This is a genomic window from Streptomyces acidicola (assembly GCF_009377235.1).
Taxonomy (GTDB): domain Bacteria; phylum Actinomycetota; class Actinomycetes; order Streptomycetales; family Streptomycetaceae; genus Streptomyces; species Streptomyces acidicola.
The window spans coordinates 1-15,769 of record NZ_VMNX01000220.1 but is presented as its reverse complement, the minus strand read 5'-3'; the positions used below and the strand labels follow the sequence as shown (position 1 = coordinate 15,769).

At 68.6% G+C, this 15,769-nt stretch carries 15 protein-coding genes and 5 pseudogenes; 11 read left to right on the top strand and 9 right to left on the bottom strand.

Annotated features, from left to right (window positions below; all coding sequences use genetic code 11):
• Positions 1 to 214 precede the first annotated feature (214 nt).
• Positions 215 to 841: pseudogene (locus FPZ41_RS36780) on the top strand (Tn3 family transposase); the annotation flags it as partial.
• A gap of 177 nt (positions 842 to 1,018) precedes the next feature.
• On the opposite strand, the gene FPZ41_RS36775 reads toward FPZ41_RS36780, so the two are convergent.
• Positions 1,019 to 1,918: a LysR family transcriptional regulator gene (locus FPZ41_RS36775; RefSeq protein WP_152867915.1), complete on the bottom strand. Its 900-nt coding sequence runs from the start codon at positions 1,916 to 1,918 to the stop codon at positions 1,019 to 1,021.
• Between the two features lie 135 nt (positions 1,919 to 2,053).
• Between FPZ41_RS36775 and FPZ41_RS36770 the strand changes: the two genes are divergently transcribed.
• Together FPZ41_RS36770 and FPZ41_RS36765 are read left to right on the top strand one after the other, a co-directional pair.
• Complete coding sequence (locus FPZ41_RS36770; protein ID WP_152867913.1) at positions 2,054 to 2,473, top strand: nuclear transport factor 2 family protein; 420 nt, start codon at positions 2,054 to 2,056, stop codon at positions 2,471 to 2,473.
• A gap of 658 nt (positions 2,474 to 3,131) precedes the next feature.
• Positions 3,132 to 3,296 carry a DUF4158 domain-containing protein gene (locus FPZ41_RS36765; protein WP_194236347.1) on the top strand — a complete coding sequence of 55 codons (165 nt, stop codon included), beginning with the start codon at positions 3,132 to 3,134 and terminating at the stop codon, positions 3,294 to 3,296.
• A 65-nt stretch (positions 3,297 to 3,361) separates the two neighbouring features.
• On the opposite strand, the gene FPZ41_RS36760 is transcribed toward FPZ41_RS36765, so the two are convergent.
• Positions 3,362 to 4,000 carry a DJ-1/PfpI family protein gene (locus tag FPZ41_RS36760; RefSeq protein ID WP_152867911.1) on the bottom strand — a complete coding sequence of 213 codons (639 nt, stop codon included), beginning with the start codon at positions 3,998 to 4,000 and terminating at the stop codon, positions 3,362 to 3,364.
• Positions 4,001 to 4,197: 197 nt separating this feature from the next.
• Here FPZ41_RS36760 and FPZ41_RS36755 point away from each other — a divergent pair, with 197 nt between their 5' ends.
• Positions 4,198 to 4,530, top strand: coding sequence for an ArsR/SmtB family transcription factor (locus FPZ41_RS36755; protein WP_152867909.1), 333 nt, complete (start codon positions 4,198 to 4,200; stop codon positions 4,528 to 4,530).
• Between the two features lie 105 nt (positions 4,531 to 4,635).
• Here the strand turns inward: FPZ41_RS36755 and FPZ41_RS36750 are convergent, their stop codons facing one another.
• Positions 4,636 to 5,139, bottom strand: coding sequence for a TetR/AcrR family transcriptional regulator C-terminal domain-containing protein (locus FPZ41_RS36750; protein ID WP_194236346.1), 504 nt, complete (start codon positions 5,137 to 5,139; stop codon positions 4,636 to 4,638).
• A gap of 19 nt (positions 5,140 to 5,158) precedes the next feature.
• On the opposite strand from FPZ41_RS36750, the gene FPZ41_RS36745 reads away from it, so the two are divergent.
• Complete coding sequence (locus FPZ41_RS36745; RefSeq protein WP_152867905.1) at positions 5,159 to 5,452, top strand: aromatic-ring hydroxylase C-terminal domain-containing protein; 294 nt, start codon at positions 5,159 to 5,161, stop codon at positions 5,450 to 5,452.
• A gap of 67 nt (positions 5,453 to 5,519) precedes the next feature.
• On the opposite strand, the pseudogene FPZ41_RS36740 reads toward FPZ41_RS36745, so the two are convergent.
• A pseudogene (locus FPZ41_RS36740) lies at positions 5,520 to 5,837 on the bottom strand (transposase); the annotation flags it as partial.
• A 269-nt stretch (positions 5,838 to 6,106) separates the two neighbouring features.
• The gene (locus tag FPZ41_RS36735; RefSeq protein ID WP_152867903.1) at positions 6,107 to 7,171 is read right to left on the bottom strand and encodes an aldo/keto reductase; all 1,065 of its coding nucleotides are present in this window, start codon (positions 7,169 to 7,171) and stop codon (positions 6,107 to 6,109) included.
• Between the two features lie 158 nt (positions 7,172 to 7,329).
• On the opposite strand from FPZ41_RS36735, the gene FPZ41_RS36730 reads away from it, so the two are divergent.
• The 3 genes and pseudogenes from FPZ41_RS36730 to FPZ41_RS36725 all read left to right on the top strand — a co-directional run.
• A complete protein-coding gene (locus FPZ41_RS36730; RefSeq protein ID WP_152867901.1) occupies positions 7,330 to 8,169 on the top strand; it encodes a helix-turn-helix transcriptional regulator in 840 nt (279 codons plus the stop codon).
• A gap of 163 nt (positions 8,170 to 8,332) precedes the next feature.
• A pseudogene (locus FPZ41_RS50435) lies at positions 8,333 to 8,684 on the top strand (IS5 family transposase); the annotation flags it as partial.
• 3 nt (positions 8,685 to 8,687) lie between these two features.
• Positions 8,688 to 9,456 (top strand): annotated as a pseudogene (locus FPZ41_RS36725) (IS256 family transposase); the annotation flags it as partial.
• Positions 9,457 to 9,515: 59 nt separating this feature from the next.
• Here FPZ41_RS36725 and FPZ41_RS36720 read toward each other — a convergent pair.
• The gene (locus FPZ41_RS36720; protein ID WP_322621184.1) at positions 9,516 to 10,421 is read right to left on the bottom strand and encodes a TniB family NTP-binding protein; all 906 of its coding nucleotides are present in this window, start codon (positions 10,419 to 10,421) and stop codon (positions 9,516 to 9,518) included.
• Complete coding sequence (locus FPZ41_RS36715; protein WP_322621183.1) at positions 10,418 to 12,055, bottom strand: Mu transposase C-terminal domain-containing protein; 1,638 nt, start codon at positions 12,053 to 12,055, stop codon at positions 10,418 to 10,420. The genes FPZ41_RS36720 and FPZ41_RS36715 overlap by 4 nt, the downstream gene beginning before the upstream one ends.
• 177 nt (positions 12,056 to 12,232) lie before the next feature.
• Here FPZ41_RS36715 and FPZ41_RS50635 point away from each other — a divergent pair.
• The 3 genes and pseudogenes from FPZ41_RS50635 to FPZ41_RS36705 form a co-directional block, all read left to right on the top strand.
• A pseudogene (locus tag FPZ41_RS50635) lies at positions 12,233 to 12,355 on the top strand (zinc finger domain-containing protein); the annotation flags it as partial.
• A 75-nt stretch (positions 12,356 to 12,430) separates the two neighbouring features.
• The gene (locus FPZ41_RS36710) at positions 12,431 to 13,219 is read left to right on the top strand and encodes a recombinase family protein (protein WP_456154451.1); all 789 of its coding nucleotides are present in this window, start codon (positions 12,431 to 12,433) and stop codon (positions 13,217 to 13,219) included.
• Positions 13,212 to 13,547, top strand: coding sequence for a hypothetical protein (locus FPZ41_RS36705; RefSeq protein ID WP_322621182.1), 336 nt, complete (start codon positions 13,212 to 13,214; stop codon positions 13,545 to 13,547). The genes FPZ41_RS36710 and FPZ41_RS36705 overlap by 8 nt, the downstream gene beginning before the upstream one ends.
• Positions 13,548 to 13,948: 401 nt before the next feature.
• Here FPZ41_RS36705 and FPZ41_RS36695 read toward each other — a convergent pair whose 3' ends face one another.
• A complete protein-coding gene (locus FPZ41_RS36695; RefSeq protein ID WP_152867895.1) occupies positions 13,949 to 15,205 on the bottom strand; it encodes an FAD-dependent monooxygenase in 1,257 nt (418 codons plus the stop codon).
• A 447-nt stretch (positions 15,206 to 15,652) separates the two neighbouring features.
• Positions 15,653 to 15,769: TerB family tellurite resistance protein (locus FPZ41_RS36690; RefSeq protein ID WP_194236345.1), on the bottom strand; the 117-nt coding region annotated here is incomplete at its 5' end.

Below are 15,769 nucleotides of genomic sequence, written 5' to 3'. Positions count from 1 at the left end.
GTCCGTATCCACTGGACGGTAATTTCCACGGCTCCTACCCTCGCCAGCTCATCGAGCACCCCACTCTATGTCTGCCCTTCTCGCCCAGCCGCGAGCGCCTCCCGATGACGCCGACACAGTCGGCGGTCCGAACGACACACCCGAGGATGATCAACTTGAACTGTCCACATAAACTCGGACATGGTGTTCGGCCTGTTCAAGATCCTCGACCGGCGACTACGGACCCCTGGGCGACCTCGCCCGCACCAACAAGGTGAACCTGAAGAAGGTGACCACGCAGTGGGAGGACGTGCTGAAGGTGGCCGGCTCGCTGGTCACCAACCAGGTGCGGGCCTATGACCTGCTACGGATGTTCGGCAACCATGGACGGCCCACGCCGCTGGGGCAGGCGTTCGCCGAGTACGGGCGCATCGCCAAAACCCTGCACCTGCTCCAGGTCGTCGACCCGGTCGATGACACCTACCGGCGGCAGATGGGCAAGCAGCTGTCCGTCCAGGAGTTCCGCCACACCCTCGCCCGGGACATCTGCCACGGCAAGCGGGGCACCATCCACCAGGCATACCGGGACGGAATGGAAGATCAGCTAGGGTCTCTGGGACTGGTATTGAACGCCGTCGTGCTCTGGACAACGAAGTACATCGGCGCCGCGGTCGCCCAGCTGCGGGCCGAGGGCCACGAGATCCGGGACGAGGACATCGCGCGGCTCTCCCCGCTCAAGCACAAGAACCTCAACGTGCTGGGCCGCTACAGCTTCACCGCCTCCGTCCCCGACGATGGGAGCCTGCGCCCGCTGCGCGACCCGGACGCCCTCGGGCTGGACGACGACGAGGACGAGGGCTGATCCACACCCGAAGCGTTGGGCCGTTCGTTGTACCCATGCAGGCCGGGCGCGTCGTCCGGCACCCCCGCGGTGAGAGGACCACGAGCATGACCACGATCGGTTGGTTCGTCGTTCGTTAACGGCACCCCTGGCGAGGGTCACGGAGCAGAACGAACTGAATGCCGTTGGGGAATAGGCTCAACGCAGTTCAGACGCCTGTTGTCTGAGGGCGGCGACAGCCGCGTCGGCTTCCGCTGAGCGCTGTTCGTTTGTCACGGCGAGGGTTGCGCGTCCCTGCCAGTGGCGGTCCTCGACCCGGATGATTCTCACGCCGGCTGGAGCGGAGGGGACCGCCATGCCCGGCAGCAGACAGACCCCGAGGCCCGCAGCCACCATTCCCAGGCGCGTGGACCATTCGCGCGCCTGATGGGTGACCGTTGGCCGAACGAGGGTGGGCCAGGCGCCGTAGTACGGGGTGTCGCCGGTAGCGTTTTCGACGATCCAACTGTCGTGGCGCAGTTCGTCGGCCCTCACCGTGTGCCGGGTGGCCAATGGGTGATGCCGGGGTAGGGCGACGCGTAGATCGTCTTCCAGGAGCGTTTCCTGGCGCAGCCCGTCGAGGTCACGCTCCTGTGGCCCGGCGCACACGCCCACGACGGCAATGTCCAGACGGTGGGAACGTAGCTGCCGCAAAAGGCTGGGGGTTGAATCCTCCACGAAACCGACAGTCACATGGGGGTGTTCGTCCGCCAGCTGCGCGAGGGCACGGGGAGCCAGCGCTACAGCCGCAGCCGGGGTGGCGCCGACTGTGACACAGCCCGTGATGTGTTGACTCAGTGCGCTGACCTCACGGACGGCGGCGTCGATGCCTGACAGCACGTCGGCCGCGTGCCGTGCGAACGCCACACCGGCCTGCGTGGGTGCCACCCCGCGCGCCCTCCTCTCGAAAAGGGCCGCACCCACGGCGGACTCGACAACTTTCACCTGCCGGGACACAGCCGATTGCGTGTAGCCGAGGGAAGCTGCTGCCTCGCTGAAGGACCCCGTCGCAGCGACTTCGCGCACTACCCGCAGCCCAACGAGAGTCACATCCGCCATAGCCCTCACCCTACAGCCGAGGTATTCCCAAAAGGCATACCTGGAGTGTTCAATCATCATTTGTGCGCGCATCTGCGGTCATGCACGCTGGGTGGCACACACTCGCCACCAACCACATGAAGTCGGAGACACGTGATGGACGACGTACAGAAGAGGGCAATCGTCGAACACTTTCTGGGCCTCTATGCCAAGGGCCGGTGGGGAGCGGCCGACAACACGGAAGCGCTGGAGGAGCTCCTGAACTGTCTCACTGATGACGTTGAATGGTGGATGAGCGGGGCTCCGGGAGACGGTTACGTCACCAAGGAGCAGTTCCGCGCCATGCTCAAGCCGCTCGACTCGGTCACGGGCGGCCCGCTGGTCATAACGCCGACCGCGTGGACCATCCAAGGTGCTCGGGTCGCCGTGGAGGCGTACTCGACAATGAAACTGAAGAACAGGCGCGATTACCGCAACCACTATCACTTCCTCTTCGAGATCAGTGGAGGAAAGATCAGCACATATCATGAGCACCACGACACGGCGCATGTGAACAGCACCATGTGGGCGGGCTGACGCTTCATCACCCGGTGCGTCCGTCTGATCCGGCCGCCCCTACGGTGTGCCGTCGAGTCCGGAATCGGCGCCGTTGAGGTTGCCGACCTTGCGGCGGTAGCGGCCCTGGGCGGCCTGCTCGGACTCGACGCCGAGCGCGGCAGCGATCTTCTTGAACGTCAGCAGCGGCTTGCCCGTGCGGGTACTGGCCGTACGGGCGGCCAGCAGCAGGGCGCCCTCCAGGCCCTCCAGGTCATCGCGGGCGACCTGGAGCAGCGCGAGCGCGGCAGCGACGTCGTCCGCACGGTCCTCGGGTACTTCCGTGATGCCTGCGGTCTCCCGTCAACGCGGGTCACAGGCGAACACTCACTGTGCCTGATGGGCATGGACCGCGTGCAGCAGCGCGACGACCGACCCCATGCGGCGTACGGTCCTGGATCTCCTGCGCGGCGTCGGCGTAGCCGGGTGTGAGTAGTTGGCGTACAGGAAATCCCGGTCAGATTGATCTTGGTCGGCTAGCACATGCACCGAGGACGCCGCTGGGCTTCGCGGAAAGGCCGCCGGGCGGGCGCCGGTGCTGGCTACGGTCCGGTCGTGCTTGAGAGAGCTTTGACCTGGGGTTTGGCGGAGGCGGAGTCTTCGGCAGTCGTGTTGATCACTGACTGTCTGGAGGTCCGGGGTGCCGGTCGAGTTTCTGACGGACGCGCAGGCCGCGGCGTACGACGGGGCGCCGTCCCGTGCGGAGTTGGAGCGGTTCTTCCTGGACGATGCGGACCGGGCGCTGATCGAGCCGAAACGGCGGACCCACAACCGGTCGTCGAACGGAATTGTTCTCTCGGGTTGACCGGTCCCGGGCAAGCGAGGCTGGTGCGCGGGCGACATCGCCAGGGTCGCCCGCGCACCGCGCGCTCAGTCCTTTTCCTGGAACAGCTCCCTGGCTCGGGCCGTGACCAGCGGGCCGGCCTTCACCACGCTGCCCGCGTCGAAGGGCGGCTGCGGGTCGTACTCCACCATCAGCTGCATGGCCTGCGCTGTCACCTGGTCGGTGAGCAACTCTGCCAAGCGCAGAGCCATGTCGATCCCGGAGGAGACGCCAGCGGCAATGATGGTCCGCTGCTCCAGGTGCTCGACCACTCGGGTGGAGGTCGGAACGGCACCGAGCTCGGTCAGCTTGTCCATGAAGGCCCAGTGCGTGGTCGCTTCGAGGCCGGGCAGCAGTCCTGCGGCCGCCAGGAGCAGAGATCCGGTGCAGACCGAGGTGGTGAAGCGGCTGGTGGCGTGGACCGACCGCAGCCAGTCGAGCAGGACCTTGTCCTCCAGTAAGTCGAGAACGCCGATCCCACCGGGCACGATGACCACATCCGGCGCGACGACCTCGTCGAAGGTCTTGTCGATGGTCAGGCCGAGGTATCCGTTTTCGGTCCGGACCTCTCCGCGCTGATGGCCCACGAAGGTCACGGTGGTGTCAGGCAGTCGCTGCAACGTTTCGTAGGGCCCGACTGCGTCCAGGGCGGTGAGGCGAGGGAACAAAACGACGGCGATGTTCATTTGGGGATTCTTTCGTGTTCGGCCGGATCGATATCGGCGGCTGTCAGGTGACGTACTCGAAGTCCCGGAACTGGCACAGGGGCAACGCTTGTCCCGCGGTCGCAGGGGCTGCGAGCACCCGAGAGGACAAAGTTGTACGACGCACTTCGTAGTACGACGGGGACCGTACCACAAATAGGCTAGGTAGAGTTGAGCTCATGCGAACGCTGCCCCATCCCGCGACGGAAGCGGTCCGGCTTGACACGGTCCTCACCGCGCTCGCCGACCCCTTGCGCCGACGCATCGCGCGTCAGCTTTCCGAAGGGGACGCAGCGCAAGCTTGTGGTGCGTTCGACCTGCCGGTCACCAAATCGACGTCGACCCATCACTTCCGGGTGCTCCGCGAGGCGGGCGTCATCACGCAGCACTACCGCGGCAACAAGATCCTCAATCGGTTGCGCGCTGACGACCTGGAGGACCGCTTTCCCGGCCTACTGAGGGCCATCTTGCTGGCCGACGGCACGAACCGGCACGATCCTCCCCAGCTTTAAAAGTGAAGCCGAGTGGTGCAGGGCATCACCTCGGTACCGTGAGCGGCGCGAGGTCGGCAGTGCCAGTCGTGGCCAGCTGCCGCCCCGGCCCGGCCCGGAGGGGCGCTATGCGCCGTTGGGCGCTGCGGTAACCAACCCGGTGATCAGAAGGTCCAGCGCGCGCTCGAAGTCCTCCGCCGGGTCGCTGTCGCCGAGCGCCGTCAGCCGGGCGAAGTGCGGCAGCCAGGCCGGATCCACCACGGGACGGAAGGCTTCCAGCCCGTCGGCGGCGGGTCTTGGCGGGGTGGTGTATTCGGAGGTGGCCAGAGCCAGGGTGCCGAACACCAGACCGTGGACCGCGATGAGTGCCTGCCGAGCCGCCTTGCCGCCGAAGCCGGCCTCGAACAGCGCTTCGAGTACTTCCTCCGTCGGGCGCTGGGCCGCCTCCGAGGTGGGGTTGGCCTGATCGCCGACCACGGCCTTGGACACTGACAGGTGGCGGCTGAACTCGCCATACAGGTTGCGGACGGTGATCCGCAGCCGCTCTGCCCACGGCAGGCCGGGGTCGGCGCGTTCGACGGAGGCGAACACCGCCTCCGCGAGCGCGTCGAGCAGGTCGGTCTTCGGCACCCTGGTCAGTGGCGCGGATGTGGACTACGCGCCGGAGTCGGAGCAGCCGCTGGTGGGCCGATTCCTGCCGAGCGTGTTCCGGGAGGTGGCCGCGGAGTACATGAGTGATGGACGGTTCCTGCTGCTGGATCTCGTGGGCGACGGGTCGATCGACGCTGCGGTGGACGGTGCCGATCGCGTACGACTCGTACACCGGCCCGTGCCCGACCCGGATGCGGCAGCGCTCCTGGTGCGGCCGGACGGATACGTGGCCTGGGCGGGAGCGGACACCACCGGGCTGCGGGACGCGCTCGACCGGTGGTACGCCGTCTGATCCGTGGCACCGCTGAGAGCATTCCAGAGGGCAGCTGCCGGACTACGTGATCGGGATACGGCGGCCGCTAGTCTTCTGAGTCGGGAATTCTGTTCAGATATGAGGCGAGGCGTTCGAGGATCTCGTTCGCGGTCTTGGTCCCGATATAGGGCCTGGGGTCAGTGTTCCAGGTGCGGGTGTCCTGCTCCGGGGCCCGGACGGTCTTGTGGACGCCTCGCCGCGTCTGTTTGTTCATCAGCTCGGCGAACCACCGCCCGACCAGGTTGAGCCAGGAGGAACCGGTCGGTGTGAAGTGCAGGTGGAACCGAGGGTGGGCCAGCAGCCAGGTTTTGATGGCGGGGCTCTTGTGGGTGGCGTAGTTGTCGAGCACCAAGTGGCTGGCCGGGGCCGCGGGCTCGGATCGCACCGTCGATCACGATCGGGACCACCGAGGCCCCCGCAGCGTCGAGCACGACAGTCTCATCCTGGCCCGGTGACTGTGCCGGACCCGCCTGGGGCAGCACGCTGTCGGTGGCCGTGATGTCGCCGTGCATCGTCCGCGCCGGCGTGACGTGCACGAGCGCGTCGCGGACAATAGCGGTGCGCTATTCCGGCCCACTTATCAATACCTTTCCTCCTGGTCGGATGGAACGGCGTGCTCTGCCGCGGTCGTGGTCATGCCCTCTGGGCGTTGTCGTTGACGGGGCGACAGGATGCGCGCCGGTGGTCGGTGACCTGGCGCCACTGGTCGCCGTAGGTGAGGCCGATCATGTCCTCACCGGCCATCACGTCGTGGGGGAAACCCAGGCGAGGTGCGCTGATCTCGTCGAGCCGGTGCAGGGCGTCGTCGTCGAGGGTGACGTCGAGGCTGGCGAGGTTGCCGGTGAGCTGCTGTTCGCTAGTCGCGCCGAGCAGCGGGATGACGGTGCCGGGTCGTGAGCGCAGCCAGGCGAAGGCGACCTGCGCGGGCGTCCACCCTCCGGCCTCGGCGATGTCGACGACCGCGCGCACGATGTGGTCGCTCTGATCTCCGCTGAAGTCCCAGCCGCCGCGGGTGATGCGCCCCTCCGCGCCGTCCAGGTACTTGCCGGTCAGACGCCCCTCTGCCAGCGGCCCCCAGGCGAGGACCGCGAGGTCGAAGGCCTGCGCCATTACCGTCAGCTCCGACTCCACCGACCGGCTGAGCAGGTTGTAGCGCAGCTGCACGCCGACGAACGGCGACCAGTCACGCAGCTCGGCGAGCGTGTTCGCCTGCGCAATCTCCCAAGCCAGCCAGTCCGAGACCCCGACGTGCAGGACCTTGCCCGCTCGCACCTGGTCATCGAGTGCCCGCATCAGTTCCGGCAGCGGGGTGAGCGTGTCCCGTGCGTGCACCCACAGCACGTCGATGTAGTCCGTGTCCAGACGGCGCAGGCTGGCCTCGAGCGAGGAAACGAGGCTCTTGCGGTGGTTGCCCGCGCTGTTCAGGTCGCCGGGCACGGCCTGCATCGTGTACTTCGTGCCGAGCACGAACCGGTCCCTCCGGCCCTTCAACGCTCGGCCGATGATCGACTCCGCCGTCCCGCCGGTGTATGCGTTCGCGGTGTCGATAAAGTTCCCGCCGGCCTCGGCATACAGGTCGAGCAGCCTCGCGCTGGTCTCCGGCGAGGCGCCCCACCCCCAGTCGTCGCCGAACGTCATGGTGCCGAGGGCGAGCTCGGAGACACGGATGCCGGAGCGGCCCAAGAGCGTGTAGCGCATGGATGTCCTTCGTGTTTGATGGTGCTGGTGTCCGCGGGACGAGAGCCTCGCCGCCGCGTGGTCCAGCCTCAGGTGTCGCGTCTTCCTCAACCAGGGCGAAGACCTCCTGGGTGTCATCCACCCAGGAGGCCGGCGCGACGGCGTCGTATCGTCGGAGCATGCAGAACAAAGGGCTCGGCGCGTTCCTCAAGGCGCAGCGCGCGAAGGCGCACCCCGACGCGGCCGCCGTCGTCGGCTCCGGACCACGACGGGTGCCCGGCCTACGTCGCGAGGAGGTCGCGGTGCTCTCCGGGCTCAGCGCCGACTACTACACCAAGCTCGAACAGGGTCGCGAGCGGCACCCCTCGGAGCAAGTGCTGGGCGCTCTCGCCCGCGCACTCGACTTGAACACAGACGCGCGAATGCATCTGTTCCGGCTCGCAGGCCGGATCGCTTCAGTCAGGTACGACCACGACGGTGGCAATCGAAAGGTCAGCGACGACCTGATAAGGCTCATGGATGCTTGGCTGACGACACCCGCCTACGTCATCGACCGCACGATGGGCATTCGTGCCGAGAACGACCTCGCCAAGGCCCTGCATTCCGGGTTCGCCGAGGTCGACAACCTCGCGCGAATGGCATTCCTCGACCCCGCCGGACGCGACTTCTATGTCGATTGGGAACGCGCCGCACACTCCGCTACCGGTCAGCTACGCCTGGCGCAGGGCCACGACCCACACGACCCGCAACTGCTCAAGCTCCTCGACGAACTCACTCGCCGAAGCGACACCTTCCGGCAATTGTGGAACCGGCACGACGTACGCGGCAAGACCCGCGAGCCCAAGCAGTTCCACCACCCCGACGTCGGCATCCTGACCCTCACCTACGAGACACTCGACATCCGAAGCGACCCCGGACTGCAGTTGATCGTGCACCACGCCCCTGAAGGCAGCCCCAGCGCCGAAGCCCTCGCCCTCCTCGGCTCACTCGCGGCAAGCCCGAAGCACATCGCGGACTGACCGACACGACGTGTGGCGCGCCCAGCCCGACCATCACTGTCAGCCGCCGCTGGAAGGTGCCCGTGACGACGACCTGCCTCTGAGTGATCATCGGGCCATGCCGCCGTTTGGCCGCGCCCGGCGGATCATGTGACCTTCTGACTGGTCGCTCGTTGGTTCGGGCATGGGGCGGGAGGATCTGACGAACCGGGAGTGGTCGTTACTGCAGCCGCATCCGCCACCTTGGGGTGGCCGAGGTGGCCGGTAGAACGACCACCGCATCGTGGTGAACGGGATCCTGTTCCGGGTCCGGACCGATGTCCCGTGGCGTGACCTGCCGGAACGTTATGGCTCGTGGAAGACTGTCCATGAACGGAATCGCCGCTGGTCGGCGGACGGTACCTGGGATCCTGAAAGCGGTCCAGGCCGACGCCGACCAGGCAGGGCGGATCGACTGGTCGATGGTCGGCGTCGACTCGACGTCCTGCCGGGCCCATCAGCACGCGACCGGCGCCAGCAAAGCCCGTCCGCGGATCGTCCGCTTCCCGTACGTCTATCTGGACGCGACCTACTGCAAGGCGCGGGTCGAGCACCAGATCGTGTCCCGGGCCGTGGTGATCGCCACCGGGATCACCGAGGACGGCGGCAATGGAGGTACTGGGTGTGATGGTCGGCGACAGCGAGACCGAGTTGTTCTGGACCGAGTTCCTGCGCCACCTGCGCGAATGCGGTCTGACCGGGGTACGGCTCGTCATCGGCGACCACCACTTGGGGCTGGTGAAGGCCATCCGCAAGGTCATGCTCGGGGCCGCCTACCAGCGCTGCAGGGTTCATTTCCTGCGCAACGTGTTCAGCGTGATCAACAAGGAAGCGGCCGAGATGGCCGCCGCCACGATCCGCACGATCTTCGCCCAGCCCACCGCGGATGCGGTCCGCACTCAGCTCGACACCGTTGCCGACATGCTCGGAAAGCAGTTCCCCAAGGTCAAGGACATGCTGCTGGATGCGAAGGATGACCTGACCGCCTTCGCCGCCTTCCCGGAGCGACATTGGAAGAAGATCCAGTCCACGAACCCGCTGGAGCGGATCAACCGCGAGGTCAAGCGCCGCACCGACGTCGTCCAGGTATTCCCCAACGACGACGCACTCCTGCGGCTGGTCACCGCCGTGCTCTTCGAACTGCACGACGAGTGGATCGCCTTCCCCCGCCGCTACCTGCCCGAGGGAAGCATGGACCAGCTCTACCCCTCCAAGCGCCCCGAAAGCGCCCCCGCGCTACCCAACACCACCAACACGACCGCCGGATGATCGGCTACACCACGACAAGGGACACGACCGCGGGTGCAGCGGCCACCTCCGCACCGTGTTCACGTCAGCTCGCGCTCGAACAGCCGGCGCCGCTCGCTGGGCCCGGCGTAGGGGGCCAGCAGCAGGGTGCGCTGGTTGATGGCCTCCTCGCACGAGGTGATCGCGGCGAGGGCGGCGTCGGTGAGCAGGTGGGCCAGCTCGCCGATCGTGCCTTCGCTGCGGGTGAGCAGGTAGCCGGCCATCTCCGGAGCGCCGATCGGCGAGGGCCTGCGCAGCGGGAACGCCGCGGCGAAGCTGGCCAGCAGCGAGCAGGCTTCGGTGTCGGTTTCCCAGCGCGGCAGTGTCAGCGGCGCGAACCGGTTCTCCAACTGGTCGTCGGACCGTATGGCCGGGTAGGCGTCCCGGGTGCCGACGCCGACCAGCGGGATGCGCAGTTCGTTGCCCAGGAACCGCAGTAGGTTCAAGAACTCCCGGCGCCTGTCGCCGCGTCCGCCGAGGACGTTGTGCAGCTCGTCGATCACCAGCATCCGCACCCCGGCCGACCGAAGCAGCCGCAGCGTCAACTGTTCTACGTCGGCCAGCCGGTTGTATCGGACCCGCAGCGGGGCGCCGAGCGCCGCCAGCAGCGCGGTGTAGAAGCGGATCACCGTTGGGTCGGAGGGCATCTGCATCGCCAGCACCGGGATCTCCTCGCGGTCCGGGTGCGAGATGGGCGGGTGGGTGCGGCGGAACTTCTCCACGATCATCGACTTGCCGTTGTTGGTCGGCCCGATCAGCAGCAGGTTCGGCATCCGCTGCTTGGACGGCCAGGCCAGCAGCGTCTCCAGCCGCTCCAGAGCCTCCGCGGCCCGCGGGTAGCCGATCCACCGGTCCGCCCGGACGTACCGCAGCCGCTCGGCATCCGGCAGCCGCGCGATCTGCTGCGCGGCCGGAAGCAGGTGCGAGAGGTCCCCGTCCTCGTTCACCACTGCTCAATCACCTCGAACGGCCTGGCCACACCGCCCCCGTCCTGGCTGGCCGGCGGCTTCGGTGGGGGTGCCGGCCTCGGCCGGGGCGGCGTCTGGGTGCGGCGCTGGCGGTCTCGTCGAGCCTTACGGGTGGCCGCGCTGGCGCTGTCAGTGATCTGGCGCATCTGCGCGACCATGGCGAACAGCGCGTCCTCGTCCACCTCGGCGCGGCCCAGCTCGCGCAGCCGTGCTACCGCCGCCTTCTGCTCCCACGCGCTGATCGGAGGCCGCGACAGCGTCCGGTACGGCACCTCCAGATAGTCGGTGCCGTCCGGGTCCAGTGCCCAGATCCGGCTGATACCCCGCGGGTCACGACGCAGGACGAACCGGCCGAGATCCTCACGGCGGGCGATCCACGGCTTCAGCGCGTCGCTGTAGTACTGCACGTAGTCGATCACGAACCCCGACCGGGACAACGTCCGGCGGACCACCGGCAGGAAGTCCACCAAGAACGCGGTCTCGTTGGGCACCGTCACCGACGCGGCTCCCGCGGCCTTCTCCGCCCAGACCCCGGCCGGCGTGCGGCACAGGGTCTCGTGTACCTGGCCGTGGTAGCAGGCCACCGCCAATGCCAGCCACCGCTGAAGCTCCCGCATGGTCAGCGCAGCCGCCTTGTCACTGTCGTAGGCGCCACGCTCGGCGGTGCTGGAGAACGTGGTGCCTGGCAGCTCGTGCGCCAGCTCCATCATCGTGCCGATCAGCCGCTCGACGATCCCGCCGAAGTGCGGCAGGCCCGGCGGCCGGTACCGCAGCTTGACGCCGTGCTGCTCGCAGCCGCGCCGCAGGGCCTCGCTCTTGAACTCGGCGGCGTTGTCCACGTACAACTCCCGCCGCTTGCCGCTCATCGGCCAGACCGCCTCCGCCCCCAGCCGCTCCAGCCACGGCCGCTTGTCGGTGACCGCATGCGCCAGGCACAGCCCGACCGACGTTGCTGACGGAGCCTCCAGCGTCACCACCAGGCCCACCACGCACCGGCTCGCCACATCGATCGCCGCCATCAGGTACGGCCGGCCGATCGGCATCCTGTGCTGCTCGTCAACCACGATCACATCCACCGGCGTGTGGTCAACCTGGACCTGCTCCAACAGCCCGGTGACCGCGGGCGGCACACCACCGGCCGACCGCAACCGGCGGGCCGCCTCACTTCCCTCCCGCGCGGTAGTAGAGGACACCGGCTCCAGCCGCGCGATCCGCCGCACCACTGTCCCCCGCGAGGGAACCCACAGGCCCCGACCCCTGCACTGACGCGCGATCTCCCGATGGACGGCCGCAACGGTCCGGCGCTGCCGCTTCAGGTACCGCCTGGGCAGCACCTCCGCAACGATCGCCTCGGCCTCGTCCGGCAGCCGCCCGCCGCCGCGGCCGCCGCTGGAGCGGCCCGGCAACAGGTCCGACACCACCCCCTCACCCGCGCGCCACCGCGCGAGCAGCACATACACCTGGCGCCGGGTTATTCTCAGCGTCGCGGCGGCCTCGTCCGCGTCCGCCAGCCCCACCCTGGCCTTCTCGGCAAGAGGCCCGATCACCTCGGCCTGCCGCACCGCGGTATCCCAAACCTCGTCAGACGCGGTCAGCACCCCGCGCTCGGCCACCGGCCCCTCCGCCACCCGGGCCCCCTCCGCAACGCGCACACGACTACGGACCAACTCGACCGTAGTGCAGACGACTTCGTGACGTAGGGGAGTTCACAGTTCCCTGCACTCCGCGATGAAACCCCAGCTCGTCCGCGCACGCGACTATGGACATTCACACCCGATCAGGCAGCACTTGCGGTAGAACGTCACAATTGCCCGAACTGTGATGCACCCGCTGGCAGCGCCTGCCGCACCCGCGGCGGAAAGACCGCCGCGAAGTACCACACCCCCCGTTTCGTCCTCGTCCCCGCGCTCCGCAAGGAATTGGAGATCCCCGTCCCTACCGACCGCAGTCCCGGCCGCGCGTGGAAGCAGGGACCGGCGCTCGCCGTCGTGCCCGCGCCCCGCACCGAGCGGCCGGTGAGGATCGGGTACGCGAGGACGTCGACCGCCCGGCAGGAGCTGGCGAGCCAGCTCGAAGCCCTCCATCGGGCGGAGTGCCACAAGGTCTTCAAGGAACAGATCAGCACCCGCGTCAAGGTCCGTCCCGAGCTGAAGAAGGCGCTCGCGCTGGCCCACCAGTTCAAGGAGGCCGCACCCGAGACGCCGGTCATCTTCACGGTGCATGAGCTGAAGCGTCTGGCGAGGAACGCGGCCGAGTTGATGACGCTGTCCGCCGAGCTCCAGGCCGACGGCATCCAGCTCGAACTCCTCACCGGCCCGCTCACCGGGATCTGCGACCCCAACGGCATGGGCGCGATGTTCATCGCCGTCCTCGCCGTCGCCGGGCAGATCGAACGCAACTACATCCGGGAGAAGACCCTCGAAGGCCAGGTCATCGCCGCGTCCAAGGGCAACCACGGCGGACGCCCGAAGGTCATCGACGACGACATGCTCACCTTCGCAGTCGCCCTGAAGGACAAGGGCGTTCCCGTCCCCGACATCGCGAAGAAGCTCACCATCAAGGTCGGGAAGAACGCGGGCAAGCACCCCTCGGTCGCCTCGCTCTACCGGGCACTCGCGGAGGCCGAGGCCGCCGCGGCGGACGACGACCTGCCGCTCAGGCCGAAGCCCGTCCGCATCCGCCGGCCCGAGGGCCTGCTCACCCCCGAGGAGATCGACCTCCGCGACCGGCTCCAGGCCCAGCCCCACCCGAACGCCGGAGGTGCCTCTCGTGGCTGATCTCCAGACCGTCCGCGCGCAGGAGTACGCGAAGGTGTACGACGAACTCCTCGGTGCCGCCGCCCGGCTCGACATGCTGCGACGCCTGGAAGGCGGAAGCGTCGACGCTCACGCGACCGCCGCCATGCACGCCGTTCGCTTTGCGGCCACCATCCTGTGGCCGACCGTCCCGAACACCCCGCCGCCCGGCTACCGCCACGACAGCGAACGCCTGCTCCAGCTCGCCGCGAACTGGCGCGAGGCAGCACTGGAACTCGGCGAGTTCGCCCCAGAGCGCCCCGCCCTCCGGCTCGTCAGCGACACGACACCGCCCGTCCGCCGACCATGATCAAATGCTTAGCGTTAACGGCTGTACCGATGTTCCCCAACCCCGGAGTCCGGCGTCCGCGGCGTGTCGCGCGGCGACGCTCAGCCGTTCGGGGTCGCGCCCCGACACACGGACGGCATCACAGTGGAGATCGCCGGAGATCACCGCCATTTCCTGCCGGACCCTCTCAGGGCTGAAGACCTTGCGGGAGAGGTCCTGACCGGGGAGGAACCCGGTGTCGTAGTTGATCCCCCGTGCTCGCACGTCACGGTCCCTTCATGTGGCCGATGTGGTGGCTGGTGCGGTGGCCGATGCGGTGGCCGAGACCTGCTCCCGCGCTCGTCGTGACTGACCGGCGGCCGGGGACGAGACGTCGTGTGGGAGGCGGCCGGTGGCGAGCCGGGCCCGCTCGCGCCGGGGTGTCAGGCCGGGTGGGTGATGTTCTCCCCGGGCTCCCCGGGGCCGCCGGAGGCGGTGTCCGTGCCGACGCCCGGGGCGGGGCGGCCGTCGGCACCCTCGTCCAGGGCGTCGGCGGCCCAGGCCGTCGCCTGGGGCAGGAACCTGTGCTCGGCCGCGTATGCCGCCATGCGGACGTTCCGCGCCCGGGCCTCGGGCCCGTCCGGCAGGTGGTAGTCGTGGCCCGCCCGCGCGGAACTGGCCTGGATGCTCGTGGCGGTCGCGAGCCGCCGGCGCACGTACCGGTCGAGCGCGTCGGGTACCCCGTCCGGTGTCGCACCGGCGAGGACGTCGCCGAGCACGGCCGCGTCCTGCATCGCCTGCGCCGCGCCCTGGGCCTGGAACGGCACCATCGCGTGGGCACTGTCGCCGAGCAGGGTCACCCGCCCGATGTTCCACCGAGTGAGCGGGGTGCGCGTGTAGATGCCGTAACGGAGCACCTGACCCGCGCGTTCCAGCAGGCTGAGCACCCGGGAGTCCCACCCGTCGAACTCGCGCAGCTGTTCTCCCGGCTCCGCCTGAGCGGTCCACGACTCCTGTGCCGCCTCCGCGCCGACCACGCCCACGATGTTGAGCAGTTCCCCGCGACGCACCCAGTAGTGGACGAAGTGCCGGCCGGGTCCGAGCCAGATGGCGAAGTCCGGCAGGTCCAGATCGGTGACCTTGTCGGCCGGGAGCAGCGCCCGATAGGCGACGGTCTTCGAGAAGACCGCTTCATCCGCGCCGAAGAGCCACTGTCGGACCGCGGACCGCACGCCGTCCGCGGCCACGACCAGGTCCGCCCCCAGGCGCTCGCCGCTCGCCGTCGTCACGTAGGCGGACTCGTCGTCCTGGTCGATGCCCACGACAGTGGTGTTCAGGCGCACCGACCGGGGCGGCACCGCGGAGGCCAGGGCATGGTGCAGATCGGCCCGGTGGGCCTGCAGGTAGGGCGCCCCGAACGCGTCCTCGGCCGCGCGCCCCAGCGTGTAGCGGCAGATCTCGGCACCGTTGGACCAGGTGCGGAAGCCCCAGTGGGAGGGGCGGGTGGCCTGTGCGGCGACCGCGTCGAGCACGTCCAGCCGGCGCAGTACGCGCGTGGCGTTGGGCGCGAGCTGGATCCCGGCACCGATCTCGGTGAACCGCGGCGCCTGCTCGACCAGTGTGACCTCATGGCCGGCGCGGAGCAGGCACAGCGTCGCCGACAGTCCCCCGATGCCCGCCCCCACGACGATCGCCCTCATGTCGCGACCCTACGTCGACGCAGGCGCGTGGCCGCGTCATGACCGGCGGCCCGGCTGAACACGAGCGCGTCGGCCGGCCCGGGCGTCGCGGGCCGGTCATCGGCGTCGTACAGGCCGCTCGCAGACGTGCGGCGCGCGAACCGTAACCGCGCCCTTCTCACCGTGTTCGAAGCCATCGGCCGCCCTCATCCGTATCCGCTCCCGGGCAGCCCGCCGACTCGGCCGGACACCCCCATGCGTATACCGCACAGACATTGCATACCGCCCACATGGGCCGATGTCACCCTCGACATCACGCCGAAAGGCCGACAGGCATTCCGCCCCGTGACGCGGCGTCATGACGGCACCGCCGCCAACACGCGTGCCGAAACAGGCGTGCCGGGCCGTTGTGGTGAGCGGCCCGGCGTGGGTGTTGCGGGGTGGTGAGAGGTGGGATGCGTGGGGTGGTCAGAGGTCGAACTCGTGGGGCGGGAGGTCGAGGGTGAAGCAGGCTTCGCGGACGACGGCTTGTTCGGTTTTGTCGAAGTCGCCGTCGGCGCCGCCGATGACGATGCCGATCTGGAT